18 protein-coding genes are annotated in these 19,518 nt (G+C 68.2%); 7 read left to right on the forward strand and 11 right to left on the reverse strand.

The genetic code is table 11. The features are described from left to right. Positions 1 to 7: 7 nt before the first annotated feature. Entirely contained in the window at positions 8 to 2,011 is a 2,004-nt protein-coding gene (locus tag AB0O44_RS03355) for a VWA domain-containing protein (protein ID WP_364134163.1), read from the reverse strand. Positions 2,012 to 2,035: 24 nt separating this feature from the next. Further along, a complete protein-coding gene (locus AB0O44_RS03360; RefSeq protein WP_364134166.1) occupies positions 2,036 to 3,424 on the reverse strand; it encodes a sigma 54-interacting transcriptional regulator in 1,389 nt (462 codons plus the stop codon). 93 nt (positions 3,425 to 3,517) lie between these two features. On the opposite strand from AB0O44_RS03360, the gene AB0O44_RS03365 reads away from it, so the two are divergent. From AB0O44_RS03365 to ftsW, 3 genes are all read left to right on the forward strand, one after another. Further along, positions 3,518 to 4,192 carry an MSMEG_4193 family putative phosphomutase gene (locus AB0O44_RS03365; protein WP_364134173.1) on the forward strand — a complete coding sequence of 225 codons (675 nt, stop codon included), beginning with the start codon at positions 3,518 to 3,520 and terminating at the stop codon, positions 4,190 to 4,192. 22 nt (positions 4,193 to 4,214) lie between these two features. Beyond that, positions 4,215 to 4,916, forward strand: a complete 702-nt coding sequence (locus AB0O44_RS03370) for an SCO1664 family protein (RefSeq protein ID WP_364134176.1) — start codon at positions 4,215 to 4,217, stop codon at positions 4,914 to 4,916. A gap of 234 nt (positions 4,917 to 5,150) precedes the next feature. Then, positions 5,151 to 6,356, forward strand: coding sequence for a putative lipid II flippase FtsW (gene ftsW, locus AB0O44_RS03375; protein WP_290256291.1), 1,206 nt, complete (start codon positions 5,151 to 5,153; stop codon positions 6,354 to 6,356). Here ftsW and AB0O44_RS03380 read toward each other — a convergent pair. From AB0O44_RS03380 to AB0O44_RS03390, 3 genes are read right to left on the reverse strand one after another with little or no spacing between them, the layout of a single operon-like run. Beyond that, positions 6,331 to 7,116 carry an amino acid ABC transporter ATP-binding protein gene (locus tag AB0O44_RS03380; protein WP_364134179.1) on the reverse strand — a complete coding sequence of 262 codons (786 nt, stop codon included), beginning with the start codon at positions 7,114 to 7,116 and terminating at the stop codon, positions 6,331 to 6,333. The genes ftsW and AB0O44_RS03380 overlap by 26 nt on opposite strands. Further along, entirely contained in the window at positions 7,103 to 7,762 is a 660-nt protein-coding gene (locus AB0O44_RS03385; RefSeq protein ID WP_290256486.1) for an amino acid ABC transporter permease, read from the reverse strand. The genes AB0O44_RS03380 and AB0O44_RS03385 overlap by 14 nt, the downstream gene beginning before the upstream one ends. Before the next feature lie 42 nt (positions 7,763 to 7,804). Further along, positions 7,805 to 8,626, reverse strand: coding sequence for an amino acid ABC transporter substrate-binding protein (locus AB0O44_RS03390; RefSeq protein ID WP_364134182.1), 822 nt, complete (start codon positions 8,624 to 8,626; stop codon positions 7,805 to 7,807). 354 nt (positions 8,627 to 8,980) lie between these two features. Here AB0O44_RS03390 and AB0O44_RS03395 point away from each other — a divergent pair, with 354 nt between their 5' ends. Then, complete coding sequence (locus AB0O44_RS03395; RefSeq protein ID WP_364134185.1) at positions 8,981 to 9,445, forward strand: phage tail protein; 465 nt, start codon at positions 8,981 to 8,983, stop codon at positions 9,443 to 9,445. Positions 9,446 to 9,455: 10 nt separating this feature from the next. Here AB0O44_RS03395 and AB0O44_RS03400 read toward each other — a convergent pair whose 3' ends face one another. The 5 genes from AB0O44_RS03400 to AB0O44_RS03420 all read right to left on the reverse strand — a co-directional run bounded on the left by AB0O44_RS03400 (position 9,456) and on the right by AB0O44_RS03420 (position 15,574). Beyond that, a complete protein-coding gene (locus AB0O44_RS03400; RefSeq protein ID WP_364134188.1) occupies positions 9,456 to 10,178 on the reverse strand; it encodes a haloacid dehalogenase type II in 723 nt (240 codons plus the stop codon). Between the two features lie 189 nt (positions 10,179 to 10,367). Further along, the gene (locus AB0O44_RS03405; RefSeq protein WP_364134191.1) at positions 10,368 to 11,483 is read right to left on the reverse strand and encodes an extracellular solute-binding protein; all 1,116 of its coding nucleotides are present in this window, start codon (positions 11,481 to 11,483) and stop codon (positions 10,368 to 10,370) included. Between the two features lie 37 nt (positions 11,484 to 11,520). After that, a complete protein-coding gene (locus AB0O44_RS03410) occupies positions 11,521 to 13,296 on the reverse strand; it encodes an iron ABC transporter permease (RefSeq protein ID WP_364134194.1) in 1,776 nt (591 codons plus the stop codon). Continuing rightward, positions 13,293 to 14,390: an ABC transporter ATP-binding protein gene (locus AB0O44_RS03415; RefSeq protein ID WP_290256298.1), complete on the reverse strand. Its 1,098-nt coding sequence runs from the start codon at positions 14,388 to 14,390 to the stop codon at positions 13,293 to 13,295. The genes AB0O44_RS03410 and AB0O44_RS03415 overlap by 4 nt, the downstream gene beginning before the upstream one ends. Before the next feature lie 38 nt (positions 14,391 to 14,428). Continuing rightward, positions 14,429 to 15,574, reverse strand: a complete 1,146-nt coding sequence (locus AB0O44_RS03420) for a PrpF domain-containing protein (RefSeq protein WP_364134198.1) — start codon at positions 15,572 to 15,574, stop codon at positions 14,429 to 14,431. Between the two features lie 312 nt (positions 15,575 to 15,886). On the opposite strand from AB0O44_RS03420, the gene AB0O44_RS03425 reads away from it, so the two are divergent. The 3 genes from AB0O44_RS03425 (at position 15,887) to tcuA (ending at position 18,728) form a co-directional block, all read left to right on the forward strand. Next, positions 15,887 to 16,546: a GntR family transcriptional regulator gene (locus AB0O44_RS03425; RefSeq protein ID WP_364134201.1), complete on the forward strand. Its 660-nt coding sequence runs from the start codon at positions 15,887 to 15,889 to the stop codon at positions 16,544 to 16,546. A 75-nt stretch (positions 16,547 to 16,621) separates the two neighbouring features. Continuing rightward, a complete protein-coding gene (locus tag AB0O44_RS03430) occupies positions 16,622 to 17,044 on the forward strand; it encodes a universal stress protein (protein WP_364134204.1) in 423 nt (140 codons plus the stop codon). A 217-nt stretch (positions 17,045 to 17,261) separates the two neighbouring features. Further along, entirely contained in the window at positions 17,262 to 18,728 is a 1,467-nt protein-coding gene (gene tcuA / locus AB0O44_RS03435) for an FAD-dependent tricarballylate dehydrogenase TcuA (protein ID WP_364134207.1), read from the forward strand. 25 nt (positions 18,729 to 18,753) lie between these two features. Here tcuA and AB0O44_RS03440 read toward each other — a convergent pair whose 3' ends face one another. Continuing rightward, positions 18,754 to 19,485 carry an alpha/beta hydrolase gene (locus AB0O44_RS03440; protein WP_364134209.1) on the reverse strand — a complete coding sequence of 244 codons (732 nt, stop codon included), beginning with the start codon at positions 19,483 to 19,485 and terminating at the stop codon, positions 18,754 to 18,756. Positions 19,486 to 19,518 lie beyond the last annotated feature (33 nt).

Below are 19,518 nucleotides of genomic sequence, written 5' to 3' on the forward strand. Positions count from 1 at the left end.
GATGGCCCTACGTGGCCCAGTCCTCCTCGTTGAAGGGGCGGCCGCGGAAGTGGGCTCTGAGGTATTCGCCGACGACGGCGGCGCCCAGGTCACCGGTGTCCGGCGCCACTACGCGGCCCTCCACCCGGCGGGCCATCCGGGCCACGAACCGTTCCAGTCCGGGGTCGTCGCCCAGCCGGAAGAATGTCGCCTGCACCCCGGCGCGGCCCAGCCGGTCCAGCTCCGCCACGGTCAGCCGGATGGTTTCAGCGTCCGGCGGCCAGTTGAACCAGGACTCGCCGTCGGCCTCCAGGTGGGCGGTGGGCTCGCCGTCGGTGACCACCAGCAGCACCGGCTGCATGGAGGGGTGCTTGCGGAAGAACCGGCCGGCCAGCAGCAGCCCGTGGTGCAGGTTGGTGCCCTGTTCGCGCACCGCCGGCAGGGCCGTCAGCTCGCCGATGTCCATGGTTTGGGCGTACCGGCCGAAGCTGATCAGCTGCAGCCGGTCGCCGCGGAACCGGGTGGAAACCAGGTGGTGGAGGGCCAGGGCGGTGCGCTTCATCGGTACCCAGCGGCCCTCGGCGGCCATCGAGAAGGAAACATCCACCAGAAGGGCGACCGCGGCCTGGGTGCGGGCCTCGGTCTCGATGACCTCAATGTCGTCAACGGCCAGGCGCAGCCCGCGGCGCGGGTCGCCGCCGTCGCCGATCGTGCGGCGGATCGCGTTGGTGATGGTCCGGGTGACGTCCCACGGCTCGGCGTCGCCGAACTGCCAGGGCCGGCTGGACCCGGTCTGCTCCCCCGCGGCACCGGCTGCCCTGGTTTCCCGGCGGCCCTGCCGGCCGGACAGCTGCTTGGCGGTGTCCCGCAGCAGCGAGCGGCCCAGCCGGCGCATCGCCTGCGGTGAGAGGCTGAGGTCACCGTCGGCGCCACGGCGCAGGAAGCCGCCGTCGTGCATGGCCTTCTCGATCTCCGCCAGCGTCCGGGCCGATACCGCGGCGTCCTGACCCAGCTGCCGGGCCAGGGCGTCCAGGTCCACGTCGTCCAGGCTGGAACCGCTGTAGGACTGGGAAAGCTGGTCGGCCAGTTCGTCCAGCTCGGCAAGGTCCTGCAGCACACCGGTCCCGTCGCCCAGCCCCAGTCCCTCCTCGCCCTCGAAGCGCTCGGACCCGGACCAGTCCTCGCCGGGACGCAGCGACTGCAGGTTCGCGTCGAGTTGGCCCAGCTGTGCCATTAACTCCGGGGAACCAAAGGCCTGGGCGGAGAGCTGCATCAGTTCGGCGCGCTGCTCGGCGGTCATGGAGCGCATCATCCGCTGCGCGGCGGCGGCACGCTGGGCGAGCGCGTCGATCAGTTCCTCGACGGATTGCGGGTTCTCCGGGAAGAAGTCACCGTGCTTGGCCATGAAGTCCTGGAAGTCCTGGTCCGTGTCCTCGCCGCGGCGGTGCTTGTCCAGAAGCTCGTTCAGGTCGCCCAGCATGGCGGCGACGGCGGCCCGGTCCTCGTCCGTGGCGCCCTCGAGCGCCTGCTTCATCCCGGCGAAGCGTTGCTCCAGCACCTCCCGTCCCAGCAGGTCCTTGATCTGTTCGTAGGCTTCCCGTGCGGTGCTGGACTGCCAGTCGTAGGAGGAGAGCTCGTTGACGGCGGCGGCCGTGGATTTGGGCAGGTTCTGCATCTGCATGTCGCGGAACGCCCGGTCCGTGTCGTCCATCCTGACGTCACGGGCCAGCTGCTTGCGCTCCTCAAGCACCGCGGTGTCCAGCAGCTTGCGGACCTCCTCCAGCGTCCCGTCCAGCTTGTGCCGGCCCAGCAGGTCCTTGCGCCGCTGCTGGATCCGGCCGGCGAGGTCGTCCAGGCCGTCCCGGTTCCTGCCGCCACGGCGCAGGTACTCCTGCAGGGCACGCCGGGGTGAGTACCCGGCCATGACGTCCTCGGCGACTGCGTCCAGGGCCTCGGTCAGGTCCACCGGGGGCGCCAGCGGATCCGGCCCGCCGCTGTAGCGGCCGTACCGGGACCGGTTGTGAGCACTCATCTGGTCTCCCGTGTCAGGACGGAGCTACCCGTAAATGGTTTCCTCGTCGTCGGAGTCCTTGGAGATCCGGCGGGCGAGGTAGAGGCCCTCCAAGGCCAGTTCGACGGCGGCGGCGCGCTGGCCGTCGTTCTCCGCGCCCAGCCGCTCACCCACCTCGTCGTACAGCCGCGAGCCGTTGAGCGAGGGCAGGCCCTCGAGGAATTCGCGCGCGGTGACCAACTGCCCGGTGGTGACAGTGGAGGACCCGTCCAGGGCGGAGACCAGCGGGCCGAGGTCGATGCCGTGCAGATGTGCCCGGACCGTCTCCGCCGTGGCCATCCGCAGCAGGTGGTCCAAGATGTCCTGTTCCCGGCCCTCCTCGCCGGACTCAAACTCGATCTTCCCGGCCAGCACGTCCACGGCCGCCTCCAGGTCGATGATCCGGGCGACGGCGTTGTCTTCGCCGCGCACGCTGGCCCGGCGCAGCGCCGCGGCAGCCACGGTCTCGGCGCCGGCGATCGCGAACCGGGCCGAGACGCCGGAGGTCTGGTTGACCGCCGGGGACTCCCGCAGCGCCCGGGTGTAGCGGGCCAGAATTTCCAGGATGACCGGCGGGACGGCCGCCACCAGGTGGCCCTCCTGTTCGATCACGGCCACCTCGTCCTCGAGTTCGATCGGGTAGTGGGTGCGGATTTCAGCGCCGAAGCGGTCCCGCAGCGGGGTGATGATGCGACCGCGGTTGGTGTAGTCCTCCGGGTTGGCGGAGGCCACCACCAGCACGTCCAGCGGCAGCCGGAGCACGTAGCCGCGGATCTGGATGTCCCGCTCCTCCATGACGTTGAGCATCGAGACCTGGATCCGTTCGGCCAGGTCGGGGAGTTCGTTGATGGCGATGATGCCGCGGTTCGAGCGCGGGATCAGGCCGTAGTGGATGGTTTCCGGGTCACCCAGGCGGCGTCCCTCGGCCACCCGCATCGGGTCGACGTCGCCGATCAGGTCCGCCACGGAGGTATCCGGCGTCGCGAGCTTCTCCACGTACCGCTCCGAGCGGTGCCGCCACGCCACCCGCAGCCGGTCCCCCTCGGTGAGCGCCAGGGCGCGGGAGTGCTCGGTGATGGGCTCGTAGGGGTGTTCGTTCAGTTCCGAGTCCTCGATCACCGGCGACCACTCGTCCAGCAGCCCCGCCAGGGTGCGCAGCAGGCGGGTCTTGCCCTGGCCGCGTTCGCCGAGGAGGACGACGTCGTGCCCGGCCAGCAGGGCGCGTTCGAGCTCCGGCAGGACGGTGCGGTTGAACCCGAACATGCCGGGCCAGGGATCGCGGCCGGCGGCGAGCGCTGCCAGCAGGTTGTCTCGGATCTCGCGGCGCAGGTCCTTCTGGACGTGGCCGGAGGCGCGCAGTTCACCAACGGTGTAGATCTCGGGGCGTTCACTCACTCCTCCACCGTAGACCTGCACCCGGGGCGTAATCGAGGGATTTCCTGAGAAACCTCGGCGCTTCCTCGGGCCGGGAAGTTAGGGTTGGTAGCGATGGCTACCGCAACAGCAGACAACGCCCCCGTTCCCCCGGCACCGGCGCGCCCGGCGACGCTCCTGCTGCTGGTGCGGCACGGGCAGACGCCCACCACCGGCAGCGTCCTTCCCGGCCGGGCGCCGGGGCTGCACCTCTCGGACCGCGGCCGGGAGCAGGCCGAACGCGTCGCGGAACGGCTCGCCGGGCTGCGGGTGGACGCCCTCTACTCCTCGCCGATGGAACGGGCGCAGGAAACGGCGGCGCCGACGGCGGCGCGCACCGGCCTGGCGGTCACCGCCGAGGAGGGGCTGCTGGAGTGCGACTTCGGCGGCTGGACCGGCTCGGCGATCTCGGACCTGGCGGCCCTGCCGGAGTGGCAGACGGTGCAGCACAGCCCGTCCCAGTTCCGGTTCCCGGACGGCGAAAGCTTCCCGGAGATGCAGGCCCGGATCGTCGGGGCGATGGAGCGGGCCCGGGACGCCCACGCCGGCGGGGTGGTGGTCTGCTTCTCGCACGCGGACCCCATCAAGGCCGCCGTCGCCCACGCCCTGGGTACCCCGCTGGACCTGTTCCAGCGCATCTACATCAGCCCGGGATCGGTGTCCGCGATCTCCTACACGGACGGGCAGGACCCGGCGGTGCTGATGGTGAATTCGACGGCGGAGCCGCTGAGCGGGCTGAGGCCGGAATGACCGCGTCTCGACGGGTGGATCCGTGGCCGGCCGCGAACTGACCCTGCTGACCGAGGGCAGCATCGAGCTGGTGGGGGTCATCCCGCGCAGCAGCAACCAGACGTTCCTGGTGCAGGTGTCCCTCGGCGAGGACGTGGGCTTTGCGGTGTACAAGCCGGAGTCGGGCGAACGGCCGCTCTCCGACTTCGACCCCGGACTCTACAAGCGTGAACGTGCCGCCTACCTGCTGAGCGAGTGGCTGGGCTGGGGCTTCATCCCGCACACCGTGATCCGGGAGGACGCGCCCCTGGGCGTCGGCTCGCTGCAATGGTTTATCGAGTGCGACTTCCAGCACCATTACTTCACCCTGTTCGAGGACGCCCCGGAGACGCATCCCGCGCTGTCCCGGATGGCCCTGTTCGACTTCGTCGCCAACAACACGGACCGCAAGAGCGGCCACGTGCTCCGGGGCGACGACGGCCGGATCTGGGGAATCGACCACGGGCTCTGCTTCTCCGCCGTGTTCAAGCTCCGCACGGTGATTTGGGACTTCGCCGGCGAACCCATCCCCGAGGAGTTGCTGGCGGACATCGCCCCGCTGGCCGAGTCCGTCCCGGCCGAGCTGGCGGAACTCCTCGACGACGACGAGGTCACCGCCCTGCAGCGCCGCGTCCAGCGGATGATGCTCGCCGGGTCCCTGCCGGTGGACCGCACCGGCATGCGGTACCCCTGGCCGCTGGTGTAGGCGGCATCGCCGTTCCCTGCAAATGTCGTTGGGCCCGGCAGATGGTCGCCGGGCTCGGCAGTTAGTCGCCGTGCACGGCAGTGAATTGCCCGGGAGTTAGCCGTTTCACGGCGTGTACGCCATCGCGGACGGCGGCCGCCGGATAGTCTGCCGTTCCTGCCCGGCTTCCGTGAGCTCACGCGCCGGACGCAGCAGACACCCCCGCACGGCCGGCATGAATCAAGGAGAACAGCGATGGGCACCCTCATCAGGACACCCCACCCGCGGCCGGCCCGCGCCCGGCGGGAACCCGGCCGGATCCGCACCTGGATCGGGGATGACCCCTCGGACCGGCAGCGTCCCATCATCCTGGCCGTGGTGCTGACGCTCGCCGCGATCGGCCTGGTGGAGGTGGCCTCTGCCTCCTCCGTGGAATCAGTCGCCGCCGGCGCGAACCCCTACGATCTGCCGCTGAAACAGGGTATGTGGACGGTGGCCGGGATCGTGCTCATGCTCTTCCTGGCCGGGCTCAGGGAGCAACACATCCGGAAGCTGGCCTGGCCCATGCTGATCACCGCCGTCGTTTCCCTTGTCCTGGTCTTCACCCCGCTGGGCATGACGGTCAACGGCAACCGCAACTGGCTCAGCGTGGGCGGCTTCACCGCGCAGCCGTCCGAATTCGCCAAGCTCGCCCTCATCGTCTGGGCCGCCGACATCCTGACCCGCAAGCAGAAGCTCCTCGGCCAGTGGAAACACGCCGTCGTCCCCCTGCTGCCCGTCGGAGGCATCATTATGGGACTCGTCGCGCTGGGCCACGACCTCGGCACCACCATGATCGTCATGCTCATCCTGGCTGCCACGCTGTTCTACGGCGGGGTGCCCATGAAGGTGATCTCGGTGACGGGGTCTATCTCCGCCTTCGCGGCGCTGATCCTCGCCGCCACCAGCGGCAACCGCATGGGGCGGATCTCCTCCTGGCTGGGCGGCGGCTCCGCCGACGATTCCCAGGGCCTCGGGTATCAGGCGCTGAACGGCCAGTACGCCCTGGCCTCCGGGAGCTGGTTCGGCACCGGGCTGGGCCAGAGCCGGCAAAAGTGGAATTGGATCCCGGAGGCGCACAACGACTTCATCTTCACCATCCTGGGTGAGGAACTCGGATTCGCCGGCACCCTGCTGGTGCTGGCACTTTTCGCCGTGCTCGCCGTCGCCATCTTCAAGACCATCGCCCGGACCGAGGGGACCTTCGCCCGGGCGCTCTCCTGCAGTGTCGTCACCTGGATCATCGGCCAGGCCGTCATCAACATCGCCATGGTCAGCGGCCTGCTCCCGGTGATCGGCGTGCCGCTGCCGTTCATCTCCTACGGCGGTTCCGCGATGGTGTCCTCCCTCGCCGGCATCGGCATGATCCTCGCCGTCACCCGGTCTCCGGCCGGGCCTAAAACGGGTTCAGGAGCCGGTTAACGAACTGCCGGGTGCGTTCCTCGCGGGGATCCCGCAGCACCGTGTCGGGGTGTCCCCGTTCCACGACGACGCCGCCCTCCATGAAGATCACCTCGTCGGCAACTTCCCGGGCGAAGGCGAGTTCGTGGGTGACCACCACCATGGTCCATCCCTCGTCCGCCAGTTCCTTGATGACCGTCAGGACGTCGCCGACCAGTTCCGGGTCCAGGGCCGACGTCGGCTCGTCAAACAACAGCAGCTGCGGGCGGAGGGCCAGGGCGCGGACAATGCCGACCCGCTGCTGCTGGCCGCCCGACAGCTCAAAGGGGTAGCTGTTTTCCTTGTCCGCGAGCCCGACGCGGGCAAGGAGTTCCCGCGCCTCCTGAACCGCTTGGGCCTTGGGCTTCTTCTGAACCTGGACCGGGCCCTCGATCACGTTTTCAAGGGTGGTCTTGTGCGGGAAGAGGTTGTAATGCTGAAACACCATCGCGCTTCGATCCCGCACCGCCGCCAGCTGTTTCTTGGAAACAGGGGCGGAGAAATCCACGCTCAAACCACCGGCGAACTCCACGACCCCGGCGTCGGGGATTTCCAGGCCGTTGAGGGAGCGCAGCACGGTGGTCTTCCCCGACCCGGAGGGCCCAATCAGCGTGACAACTTCACCGCGGCGCACGGTGAGGTCAATGGATTTCAGCACCTCCTGCTGGCCGAAGGCTTTGCGGAGTCCGCGGACCGCCAGGAGGGCGCCGTCGTCCGGGCGTGCGGATTCAGTGGGCGACATAGCGGTCCAATCTCTTCTCGAGGGCCGACTGTCCGCCGGCGAGGACAAGGCAGATGACCCAGTAGATCACGGCGGCTTCCAGGTACAGCAGCATGAACTCCTGGCTGAAGGCCGCCACCTGCTGCGCCTGCCGGAACAGCTCAGTCACCAGGATCAACGACGCCAGGGAGGTGTCTTTGATCAGGCTGATGAAGGTATTGGACAGGGGCGGGACCGAGACCCTTGCCGCCTGCGGCAGGATGATCCGCACCAGGGCCTGCCGGCGGGACATGCCGATCGTGTGACCGGCCTCCCACTGCCCCTTCGGCACGGACAGGATGGCAGCCCGGATGACCTCCGCCGCGTAGCCGCCCACGTTGAGGGAGAAGGCGATGATTGCGCTGGGCCAGGGACTGATGGTGATGCCGACGGACGGCAGTCCGTAGAAAATGACGAAGAGCTGGACCAGCAGCGGGGTCCCGCGGATCACTGAAATGTAGACGCGGGCGATCGATGAGAGGACCACGTTGCGGCTGAGCCTCATCAAGGCGACCAGCAGGGCCAGCACCAGGCCCAGGCCGAACGAGGCCAGCGCCACCGGGATTGTTCCGGTGACGGCGCCCATGAGGATCGGTCCGAGCGAACTCCAGACCAGCTCCCAGTTCACAGTCATGGCCTGACCCGATCTACGCCGAGGGTACCCATGCCGTTACTTGGTGACGTCGGCGTCGAAGTACTTCTGTGAGATCTTCGTCAGGGTCCCGTCGGCCTGGAGCTCGGACAGGGCCTTGTTGACGGCTTCGGTGAGGCTGCTGGAGCCCTTGCGGAAGGCGAACGCGCTCAGGGACTTATCGGTGGTCTCGGCCGCGATCTTGATGCCGTCGTCCTTGGCCGTCTTCTGCTGATCCAGGTAGGTCAGCTTGTCGTTGATGGTCGCGTCGACGCGGCCCTGCTTCAGCAGGGTGATCGCCTGCGCCCAACCCTCCACCGACTGCACGTTGGCGCCGCTCTGCTGGGCCAGCTTGTACCAGTTGCTGGTCAGCGACTGGGCCGTGGTTTTGCCCTTGAGCCCGTCGAAGGAGGTGATGCTGGAATTGTCCGACTTGGTGACGATGACGCCGGTGCTCACCGTATACGGGGTCGAGAATTCGTACTTTGCCTTGCGCTCGTCCGTGATCGAAACCTGGTTCGCGACGACGTCGAACCGCTTGGCTTCGAGGCCGGCGAAGATCGCGTCGAACTGCGTCTCCTGGAACTCCGGCTTGACGCCAAGCTTGCCGGCGACGGCGGTGATGATCTCGACGTCGTAGCCGGTCAGCTCACCGTTGCCGTTGGCGTGGAAGGTAAAGGGCTTGTACGTGCCCTCGGTGCCGACCTTGAGGACGCCGGCGTTCTTGACGTCACTCAACGAGGTGTCAGCGCCGCCCGCCGGCGCCGAACCTGCGGGGGTCGTGGAGGCAGACCCGCAGCCGGCCAACGCCAGCCCCGCAGCTGCGATCAGACCGATGAGAGAAATTCGTGTGCGCTTCATGGTGGTCCTTCGTCCAGGCGCCGGGGGCAGCTATCTTAGGCAAATGGCCGGCTTCGTACCTGCGACGATAGCAAGACCTGCGGAGGACGGAAGAGCCCCGGTGACGGCTTGTGACGCCGTGCGGCGCATGGGTTGCCGTGAGGTTGGTTTCGCGGTACCTGCGACCCCTCGGCCGGGCCACTGCTACGCCGATATCCCGGTACGCCCGGCGGGAGCTGGCCGCGCTTCGGCGCAGCTGCGAACGCCTTCAGTTGCTTCAGCGGCACTTCGGAAGGTGAGCCGGACCGGGTTGCCGCGCGGGTACCAGGCGGCGCTACCCTAGTCCCACTACAGGACAAACCCGGGAGGAACCCCATGCCGTACGTCGTCGACTTCAAGGACGTGTCCACCGCAGGGCTCGAGTCCTCCCCGGTGGCGGAGGCACTGGCCGGGCTGCGCGCCAACGAGGCCCGCTACTACAACACCAAGTACGGCCACGCCTTCACGGTCAGCCCCGCCGGGGAGGCTCAGGACACCGTGGACCGGGTCGCCCGGATCCTCAAGGAGGAGCGGGACCTGGTCATCGGGTCCCGGCCGCTGGAGGCCACCAGCTTCGAGGTGGACGGGCTGCGGATGGACTACGTGTTCTACGAGTCGGGCCTGTCCATCAACGTCATGTACAGCATCGAGGACGGCGGCAAGCGGGCCGTCGGGTTCAAGCTCTCGGACGGCATGGAGGTTCCGGAGGAACTGGCGGACAAGTTCAAGTTCGCCCGGCAGAAGTCCAAGCTGGCCGGCACCATCCGCGGCTCGTACTTCGTGATCAAGGGCGAGTACTAACGGGCGCTAATTAGCCTCGGGCCCCGAGCGTCCCGGCGAGGTCCTCGATCGATTCCACGACGACGTCGTAGTCGCCGTCGGACGCCTGGTCCGCGTGCCCGTCTGGCCCGTATTCGTCTGGCCGGGAGACGAAGGCCGTCCCCAGGCCCAGTGCCGCGGCGGCGTCCAGGTCATAGCGGTGGGAGGCCACCATGAGGATCTCTGCCGGGTCCACTCCCAGCAGTCCCGCCGCACCCAGGTAGGTTGACTCGTGCGGTTTGAAGGCGCGGAACTGCTGCGCGGAAAAGACGGCGTCCCAGTCGAAGCCGCAGGTTCGTGAGGTTGAGATGACGGCGGAGAGGTCGGCGTTGGACAGGGCGGCCACGAGGTGCGACCGCCGTAACCGCTGCAGTCCTGCGGCCGCGTCCGGCCAGGGACGCAACTGCTCCCACCCGTCCGTGAGGGGAGCGATCTCGTCGGCCGTCACCACATCGCCGAGCCCACGTCGTCGAACGATGTCCGCCAGCCCGTCGGCATAGATGGACCGGACCGACCGCCACTCCCCCGCCTCGGAGAGCTCCGCCACCATGGTCCGGTAGACCGCCCGCCACTCGTCCACCACCGGCGGCCAGTCGAGCGCCGCGGCCCTGCTGCCCAGGACGGACCGGCCGTGGTCCAGCAGGGTGGTCCGGAAGTCCGTGAGGGTGCCCTGGACATCGAAGAGAACGGCTTTGTAGTGCTCGCGGGGCATCATTGCTCCTTCACGGACGGGACGGCGTTGGCCGGGGCTCAGATGTGCCGAGCCTAGCGGATAGCAAAAGGGCATAAAGAAGCCGCAGCGGGGCGGCGCACGTTGCGAATAGGCGATGGTCCCGGTGACCATCATTCGCCGCCCCACTGCGGTTCGTTGCCCGGGCCGGTGAAGGCCCGGGCAGCTTGCGGGTTACTTGCTGTAGCCGAAGACCTTGTTCCACTTGGCCAGGTCGTCCTTGCCGAAGCTGATCGCGTCGGTGTTGGCCATGCGGTAGACCTTGCCGGAGTCGGCGGCCGGCAGCTTGATGCCCATGATGGTGGGCGGCTCAACGTCGGTGCGGGCCGGGTATTCGCCCAGCTGTGCGAAAACCTTCTGGCCCTGCTTGGACAGGTTGTAGTTCATGAAGACCTTGGCAGCCTCAACGTTCGTAGCGGACCCGGCCATGCCCAGGTAGTAGTCATACGCCACCAGGCCCTCGTCCGGGACGATGAACTTCACGGGAGCCTTGTCCTGCACGGCGGAGATGTTGGTGCCGCTGATGGTCACGGTTCCCACCGCCACCTCGCCGCGGGCCAGCGCGGTGGCCTCGGCGCCCAGGGAGTCGTAGATGGTGGGCTTCTGCGCGGCGTACTTGGCAAAGTAATCGGCGCCCAGCTTCGACTCCATGAAGCGGTTCAGCGAGGCGGTGCTGCCGCCGGAGCCGCCCTGGACGATGCCCAGCTTGCCCTGCCACTTGCCGCTGACGGCGTCGGCCCAGGACTTCGGGGCGTCCGCTTCCTTGACCAGCTGGGTGTTGTAGCCCAGCGTGTAGACGGAGTTGAACATGCGGGTGAACTGCCCGCCGTCCACCGAGACGTCCTTGAACTGCGAGGCGCCCGGCACGTCGTAGGCCTTCCAGACCTTCGCGTCCTCCAGGGTCTTGGCGATCCGGTAGTCGGAGGTGCGGATGACATCGGCGCCCAGCTTGCCGGCGCCCTGTTCGGACTGGACGCGCTCGGCCAGTTTGTTCGGGGTCAGGCGGACCACGTTGACCTTAATACCGGTGTCCTTGGTGAAGGCGGCCACCAGGGCGCTCTCGGAGGACTCGGTGTAGCCGGAGTAGAGGCTCAGGGTCTGGGTCTTGGCCTTGTCGTAGGTGGCCTTGTCCGCGATGTTCTCGCCGTTGATCACCAGCCCGTCGTCGGTCTTGACCTCTGCCGTGGCGGTGACCACGCTGTTGCTCGCGGCGGCGCCGCCGCAGGCAGCCATGCTCAGGGAGAGGACGACGCCGAGGCCGAGCAGGGGGATTTTGGACGCTAACTTCATTGTTTAGACCCTTTCAAATGGTGTGGTGCGGGAAGCGTTATTTGGTCTCGAGCTTGCGGTCGGCGCCCACCTTCTGGGCGATCACCGCCAGCACCGCGATCACGACGATGTACAGGACGCTGACGGCCGCGGCCGACTGGCTCTGGCCGTTGTCGAAGTTGTCGAAGACCAGGATCGAGAGGATCCGGGTGTTCGAGGTGAACAGGAAGATCGAGGCGCTCAGTTCACGCATCGAGAGCATCAGGAAGAGCAGGAAGGAGGACGTGATGCCCACCCGCATCAGCGGCAGGGTCACGTTCACGATCGCCTTGGAGCGGCGGGCGCCGAGCATGACGGCGCTGTCCTCCAGGTCCTGGTCCATCTGCAGCATCGACGCCGAGATGCCCCGGTAGCCCTGCGGCAGGAACACGGCCACGCAGGCGATCGCCAGGATCAGCAGGGTGCCGTAGACCGGGACCGGCAGCAGCAGCCAGGTCCAGAGCAGGCCGATGCCCATGACGATCGCGGGGACCGCCAGCGGGGTCATGGCGATCAGTTCGATCAGCTGGCCGCCGCGGGTCTTGGTCCGGTAGCGGACGTAGGAGGCGATGAAGCTGAGCGTGGTGCCGGCGATCGCGGCCAGCAGCGCCACCATCACGCTGTTGCGCAGCGCCAGCTGGAAGTCGTGCGAGGCCAGGACGTCGGCCAGCTTCGCGAAGCTCATGGCCCCGGTCTCGAAGAGCTGGGAGATGGAGGCGACGAACGGGGTGGCCTGCATGGAGGCGGCCAGCAGCGCGAGCATCGGCAGGACGACGGCGACGGCGAAGTACGCCAGGGCGATGATGGTGAACGGCCAGCGCAGCTTCCGCAGCGGCACCTGGCGGGGCCGGTTGCCCTTGCCGGTGACGGTGGTGAATTTGCGCTTGTTGATGATGCGCTGCTGGATCACGGTGATGATCAGCAGGGCCGCGGTGAGGACGATCGCGATGCTGGCGGCCTGGTTGCTCTTGGCCGGCGTCGCGCTCATCAGGCGGTAGATGTAGGTGGGCAGGGTGTCGATGCCGGCGGGGTTGCCGATCACCTGGGCCACCGGGAAGTTCTCCATGGTCAGGGCGAAGACCAGGATGGCCGAGCCCAGCACGGCCGGCAGGGCCAGTGGCAGGGTGACGGTGCGGAGCATGGTCTTCAGGGTGGCGCCGTGGACGGTGGCGGCCTCTTCGAGGTCGGCGTTCATCATCGACAGCGAGCTGTGCATCAGCAGGAACGCGTACGGGGCGTAGAAGATCCCGAGGACGAAGATCAGGCCCGGCAGGCTGTAGATGTTGATGACGAAGTCGATGCCGAGGTCGCGGAGCAGGATGTTCAGGTAGCCGGCGCTCGGGGAGGACAGCAGCGACCAGGCCAGCGCACCCACCAGGGCGGGGATGAACATGGGGGCCATGCCGATGAAGAAAATGAACTTGCGCATCGGCGCGTCGGTGCGGGCGCAGACGAACGCCAGGAACGCGCCGATCACCAGGGCGACGACGGCGGATCCGGCACCCACCATGAGCGAGTTCCCCAGCGCGCCGAGGGCCTCCGGACTGGCCAGGAGCATCAGGTTGTCCAGGGTCAGGCCGCCCAGGGAGATGTTGCCGGGCCGGGGCACGGCGTCGGAGAACGCCGCGAGCAGCACCAGGGCCAGCGGCAGGAGCACCAGGACGGACAGGATCGCGATGATGATCATGGCGGGGGTGCTCTTGCGCAGGTTCCCGAGGGCCTTGGTGCCGCGGGAGGACGCGGGGACGGGGGAAGCCGCGACGGCGGGGTCCGCCAGCGGGGTCTTGAGGCTCATACCAGCACCTCCGCCGGGAGGATCTGGACCTGGGCGGGATCGATGCTGACCCAGACGGAGTCGCCCACCTCGTGCTGTTCGCCGCGCTTGATGGTGCCCAGCGCGTCCAGTTCCAGGCCGCCGTCGAGCTCCACGGCGTAGCGGACGTCGTTGCCCTGGAAACCGGCCACCCGGACCTTGCCCTTCCAGGCGTTGGCGGCCGCGGTGGGCTGGGCGGACAGCTGCAGGTCCTCGGCCCGCATGCAGACCTTCATCTGCTGCGGGGCCGTGGCGGCGCGCTGGGCGGAGTGGATGGTGAGGCCGTGGTCGGTCACCTTGGCGGTGGCGGAGCCGTCCGGGGCGGGCACCGACTCGCAGTCCATGACATTGGAGACGCCCAGGAAGTGCGCGATCGAGGCGCTGGCGGGGGTCTCGTACATCTCGCGGGGGCCGCCGATCTGGACGATCTTGCCGCCCTGCAGCAGCGCGATCCGGTCCGCCAGGGCGAACGCCTCGTGCTGGTCGTGGGTGACGTAGACACAGGTCAGGCCCAGGCGGAGCTGGATCTCACGGAGTTCCACGCGGAGCCGGTCACGGAGCCGGGCGTCCAGGTTGGAGAGCGGTTCGTCGAGCATCAGGACGCTGGGGCGCATCACCAGGCTGCGGGCCAGGGCCACGCGCTGCATCTGCCCGCCGCTGAGCAGGCTGGCGCCCCGGTCGGCGAACTTCTCCAGGCCCACCAGGGTCAGGACCTCCATCACCCGGTCCCGGGTTTCGGACTTGGAGAGCTTCTGCAGCTTGAGGGAGTAGGCCACGTTCTGGAAGACGGTCATGTGCGGCCAGACGGCGTAGGACTGGAAGACCATGCCCACGTTGCGCTTGTTCGGCGGCAGGTTGATGCCCTTTTCCGAGTCGAACACCACGACGTCGTCGATGATGATCCGGCCCGAGCTGGGCTCCTCCAGTCCGGCGAGGCAGCGCATGGTGCTGGTCTTGCCGCAGCCGGACTGCCCCAGCAGGACCAGGGCCTCGCCGTCGCCGATCTCGAGGTTGAGGTTTTCGATGGCGACGAAGTCGCCGTATTTGAGCTGCAGATTCTGGATGCTGATTTTCATGACACGTCCTTGTGAATGGTGGTTTGCCTGCCGCCCGGTCAGTCGCCGGGGACGAGCACGGTTCCTTCGCTGATGACCCGGGCCGACCGCTGGAAGGCGACCTTGCTGGGAACGGGCGCGTCCAGGGCTGTCCTGGTGGCGCCGTTGAGGAGGTGGATCGCCAGGGTGTCGCCGCCGTCGTGGTCTGTGTTGTCGGCTGTGCCGGAGTTACCGGAGGTGCCGACGGCGGCGTTGGCGACGATGGAGCCGGCGCGCCCGGAGGCGGCGGCGATGGCGACGGCGCTGGTGAGTCCGATCGCCGGGTGCAGGGCGCCCATCGAGATCATCCGCGCGGAGACGCCGGTCTCCCCCGCCGGCGGCGGGCCCACGATGCCCACCTTCGGGATGGAGGTCAGGTGGCTGGGGATGCCCATGACCTTGGCGGCGGCGGCCCGCAGCTCCGGCGCCAGGGCCACCAGTTCCTCCAGCTCCTCCGCGTCTTCACTGCCGGTGAAGCCGAAGTCCCGCGGATCGAAGATCGCCGCCGGGGCGCCGGCATCGATCAGCGTGGCGTGGAAGGTGCGGCCCTGGACGGTGACCTCGTCGACGGCGTGGCCGGTGGGCATTTCCGTCTCGAAGCTGGTCCAGCTGCTGCTCTCGAAGATGATGTCCACGGGGACGCCCGGGTAGTACTGGCCCGGGATCTGCCGTGAGCCGTAGGTGGGGACCTCGCCGCCGGGGGTTGGGACCTCGCAGACCAGGCTCAGCCCCGTGACCGTGTTGACGATCGTGACTCGGGAGACGCCGTCGGCCGGCGGCACCAGCCGGGCGTGCAGAGCGTACAGGCCCAGGCCGGTGGCGCAGTTGCCGCAGTTGCTGTCCCACTCCACGGAGGGCGTATCGATGGCCACCTGCGCGAAGCGGTAGTTCACCACGCCGTCCGCCGAGCCGAGGTCGTCCACGATGATCGCCTTGCTGGTGGTGGAGGACGCGCCGCCGACGCCGTCGATCTGGCGGAGGTCCGGGGAGCCGAAGGTACGGATCAGCAGGCGTTCAATGTCGGCGGTGTCCGCCGGCAGGTCGCTCTGGCGGAAAATCCAGCACTTGCTCGTCCCGCCGCGGACCAGAGCGGCCGGGACCTGAATAACTGACGTTCGCGGGGAGTCCGATTCCCCCAGTTGGACCGTGCCGGTGGGGCTGGTCATCGTGTCTCCTCAATGGTGCCTGCGTACCGTCGTTGGTACCGGTCGATCTTTGAAGCACTTTCGGTACAGTTTTAAGAAACTGTCCTCGCTTTTGGTCGAATGTATACCGTTTGCAAGAAGCGAGCAACAAAAATGTGCATTGGCACACACTCGTTACCGAAATGTGACGGCCGTCTCGCTGTCATCTGGGCTTGCTGTTCACGAAAAGGGCCAGCTGTATACCGTGTGTTAAAATGGCCTTCGACTGTATGGTGAGTTGCATCAGGCCCGCCTGATGTTCACACCGTTGCTGCCACGAGGAAGAGACCAGCGATGAGCAATCCGGCCCTGATGAGCCCGTACCTGATGATCCGCAACGCGATCATTGCCCAGGAGCTCCCGCCCAAGGCCCAGCTGGTGGAGACCGCCCTGGCCAAGAAGTACAACGTCTCCCGCACCCCCATCCGCGAGGCCCTGCGCCGGCTGGAAACCGAGGGCCTGGTGGAGCGGATCGGCTCACGCATGCAGGTCCGGGAGTACCGGCCCGAGGAGATGCTGGACCTCTACGAGGTGCGCTCCTTCCTGGAGGAGGCCGCGGCGAAGACGGCCGCGCTGCGCCACACGGACATGGACCTCATGCTGATCGAGCGCGCCCACCAGAGCATGGTGGACCTGAAGTTCGAGGAGGCCACCGCGGCGCAGCTGGCCGCCGTGAACCGCGCCTTCCACGAACGCATCTGGGCCGCGAGCCACAGTGCGGCATTGCTGGATTTGCTGGACCGCATCCTGGTGCACTTCATCCGCTACCCCGGCACCACGCTGTCCACGCCGGCCCGTTGGAGCCAGGTGCTGAAGGAACACGAGGAACTCGTCGCCGCCATCCGGGACCGGGACGCCGAACGCGCCGGCAAGATCGCCAGCGCCCACCTGGAAGTGGCCAAGAACATCCGCATCGAGATGTACATCGACGCCCAGGAGATCCCTGCGCCGTAAGACCCACGCACGTCACCCGGTGCCCGCGGGGCACTGGGAGCACAGCCATGAGGAACTAACGAAGGAGATCGACCAGTGTCAGGCATTGTCATCGTCGGCGTCGACGGATCAGAAACAGCCATGAAGGCAGCGCGCACCGCGGCGGACCTGGCCCAGGCCATGGGCGCCACACTCAACGTGGTCACCGCGTACGCCAGCGACAAGACCGAGGTGGTGGAGATCGCGGGCGAGGACTGGACCGTCTCCGACTCGGAGCAGGCCCACAAGGTGGCCCAGCGCGTGGCGGCCCTGCTCGGCGCCTCCGGCGTCAGCACCACCTACACCGCGGCGCGCGGCAAGCCGCACGAGGTGCTTATCAGCGAGGCCGAGCGCCTCGAGGCGAAGGTGATCGTGGTGGGCAACCGGCGCATGCAGGGCCTGGGCCGCGTCCTGGGCAGCGTGGCCAACACGGTGGCCCACAACGCGCCGTGCGACGTCTTCATCGCCAAGACGAACTAGAGCAACGCCAACTAGAACCGACCAAGCGCGCCCCTCACGGGCGCAGCGCATCAAGCAGGGAGTCCGGCCGGACTGGAGAAATCCAGACCGCGGCCGGGCTCCCTGCTGCGTTCCGTGCTTCTAACGCCGCTCCCCCGCAACACTGTGGACCACCTCTTGTCGGATTGCATTCTGTTGTATACATTCGTATTCAAACAATGAGATAGGAGTCTGGACAATGGTGGAGAACGTGGACGTTCTGGTGGTGGGCGGCGGCAACGCCGGTTTTGCGGCGGCACTGGCCGCGGCGGAAAACGGCCGCTCCGTGCTGCTGCTGGAGAAGTCGGAGAAGGACCGCGCCGGCGGCAACAGCTACTACACGGCCGGCGCCACCCGCATTCCGCACAGCGGGCTGGAAGACCTGGCCGACGTCGTCGAACCCGATGAGCGGCACGCCGTCACTGAGGTGCCGCCGTACACGCAGGAGGACTACCTCGCGGACCTGGCGAAGGTCTCCGGCGGCCGGAACGATCCGGAGCTGTCCCGGGTGCTGGTGGAAGAGAGCCACGGCACGCTGCGCTGGCTGCAGCGGCAGGGGCTGAAGTACCGGTTGATGTACGAGCGCCAGGCGTACAGCCAGCCGGACGGGTCGTACCTGTTCTGGGGCGGCCTGCACATCGGCAACGTCGGCGGCGGCAAGGGCCTCATGGCGGACCACGCCGCGGCGGCCGCGCGCGCCGGCGTTGACGTACGCTACGGCCACGCCGTCACCGGGCTGATTGTCGAGGACGGGCGCGTGGCCGGCGTGCGGTTCAACGACGCCGACGGCGGCACCGGGGAGGTGCGGGCAGAGTCGGTGATCCTGGCCGCGGGCGGCTTCGAGGCGAATCCGGAAATGCGGCAGCGCTACCTGGGCGAGGGCTGGCAGAACGCGAAGGTCCGCGGCACCCCGGGGAACACCGGCGAGATGATCCGCGCTGCCCTGGACGCGGGCGCGGCGCAGGGCGGGGACTGGTCCACCTGCCACAGCGTCGCCTGGGATGCGGGGTTCGCGGAGAATGAGAGCAACTATGAGCTGACCAACCAGCTCACCCGCGGCGGCTACCCGCTGGGGATCGTGGTGAACCGTGAGGGCGCGCGGTTCGTGGACGAAGGCGCGGACTTCCGCAACTACACGTACGCCCGCTACGGCAAGGACATCCTGCAGCAGCCCGGCGCCGTGGCGTACCAGCTCTTCGACGCCACCACCCGGCCCATGCTCCGCGCCGAGGAGTACCAGATGCCCGGCGTCTCGGTGATCGAGGCCGATGACCTGGCCACCCTGGCCGAGCGGGCGGGCATCGACCCGGCGGGACTGGAACGCACCGTGGCCGAGTTCAACGCCGGGATCGACACCGGCCGCGCGTTCGATCCGAACGTCAAGGATGGCCGCGCGGCCGCCGTGGTGCCGCCCAAGAGCAACTGGGCGCTGGCGCTCGAGACGGCCCCCTACTACGCCTTCCCCGTCACCTGCGGCGTGACGTTCACGTTCGGCGGACTGAAGACGGACACCTATGGCCGGGTGCTGGATAACGACGGCGCGCCCATCCCGGGCCTGCTGGCCTGCGGCGAGGCCCTCGGCGGGCTCTTCAGCGGCAACTACCCGGGCGGCAGCGGACTGGCGGCCGGCGCGGTGTTCGGCCGGCGGGCCGGCTCCGTCGCCTAATGCCTATCCGACTCCTTGTGCTTCGCTACCCGGCGACGACGGCGTGGAGGGCGGCCGCGGTGCCCGCGGGGTCGGTCAGCATGGCGCAGTGGTCACCGCTTATGGTGACCAGCCGGGTGGCGGCCGGCAGGTTGGACAGGGACATCCGCATCCGCCGCTCGGTGTTCTGCCGGTCCTCCTCGGGCCAGATGTAGGTCACGGGAACGCCGTCCAGGGAGCCGGCGGGCAGGGCCCATGGTTCGAAGAGCGGCCCGGCGGGCTGCGGGGTGAGGCGGGAACGGATCGCCTCGACCTGTTGGTCTCCCGGGTCCAGCGAGGACAGCCAGCGGGTGGCCACCACCTCGGCGGGGACCACGTAGCTGCCGTCCCCGCGCTCCGCGGCCTCCCGCTCGTAGGTCTCGCTGATTGCGGGGTCCAGGGTGTCCGCCCAGGACTGCCCGGGCTTGCGGGCCTGGGCGCTGAAGTAGACCAGGTGCCGCACCTTGTCCGGGCGTTGCAGGGCCGCGGCGGCGATCGGGTACCCGGCCATGCTGTGCCCGGCGAGGACCACCGGCTCCGGGGCGGCGTCCAAGCGCTCGACGACGGCGGCCACGTAACCTGCCACGGTCACAAAGCCGCGCGGGGTGGCGTCATCCCCGTGGCCGGGAAGGTCGAAAGCTTCGGCCTTCGTGCCGAGGGCGGCAAGTTCGGCGATGGCGCCTTCCCAGCACCAGGCGCCGAGCATGCTTCCGTGGACCAGCAGGATCTCGGCGGGCACGGTCGCTCCTTCGGTGGGGCCGGGTGCGGCCGC

The sequence above is a fragment of the Arthrobacter sp. NPDC080082 genome (assembly GCF_040686595.1).
In the GTDB taxonomy this organism is placed as follows: domain Bacteria; phylum Actinomycetota; class Actinomycetes; order Actinomycetales; family Micrococcaceae; genus Arthrobacter.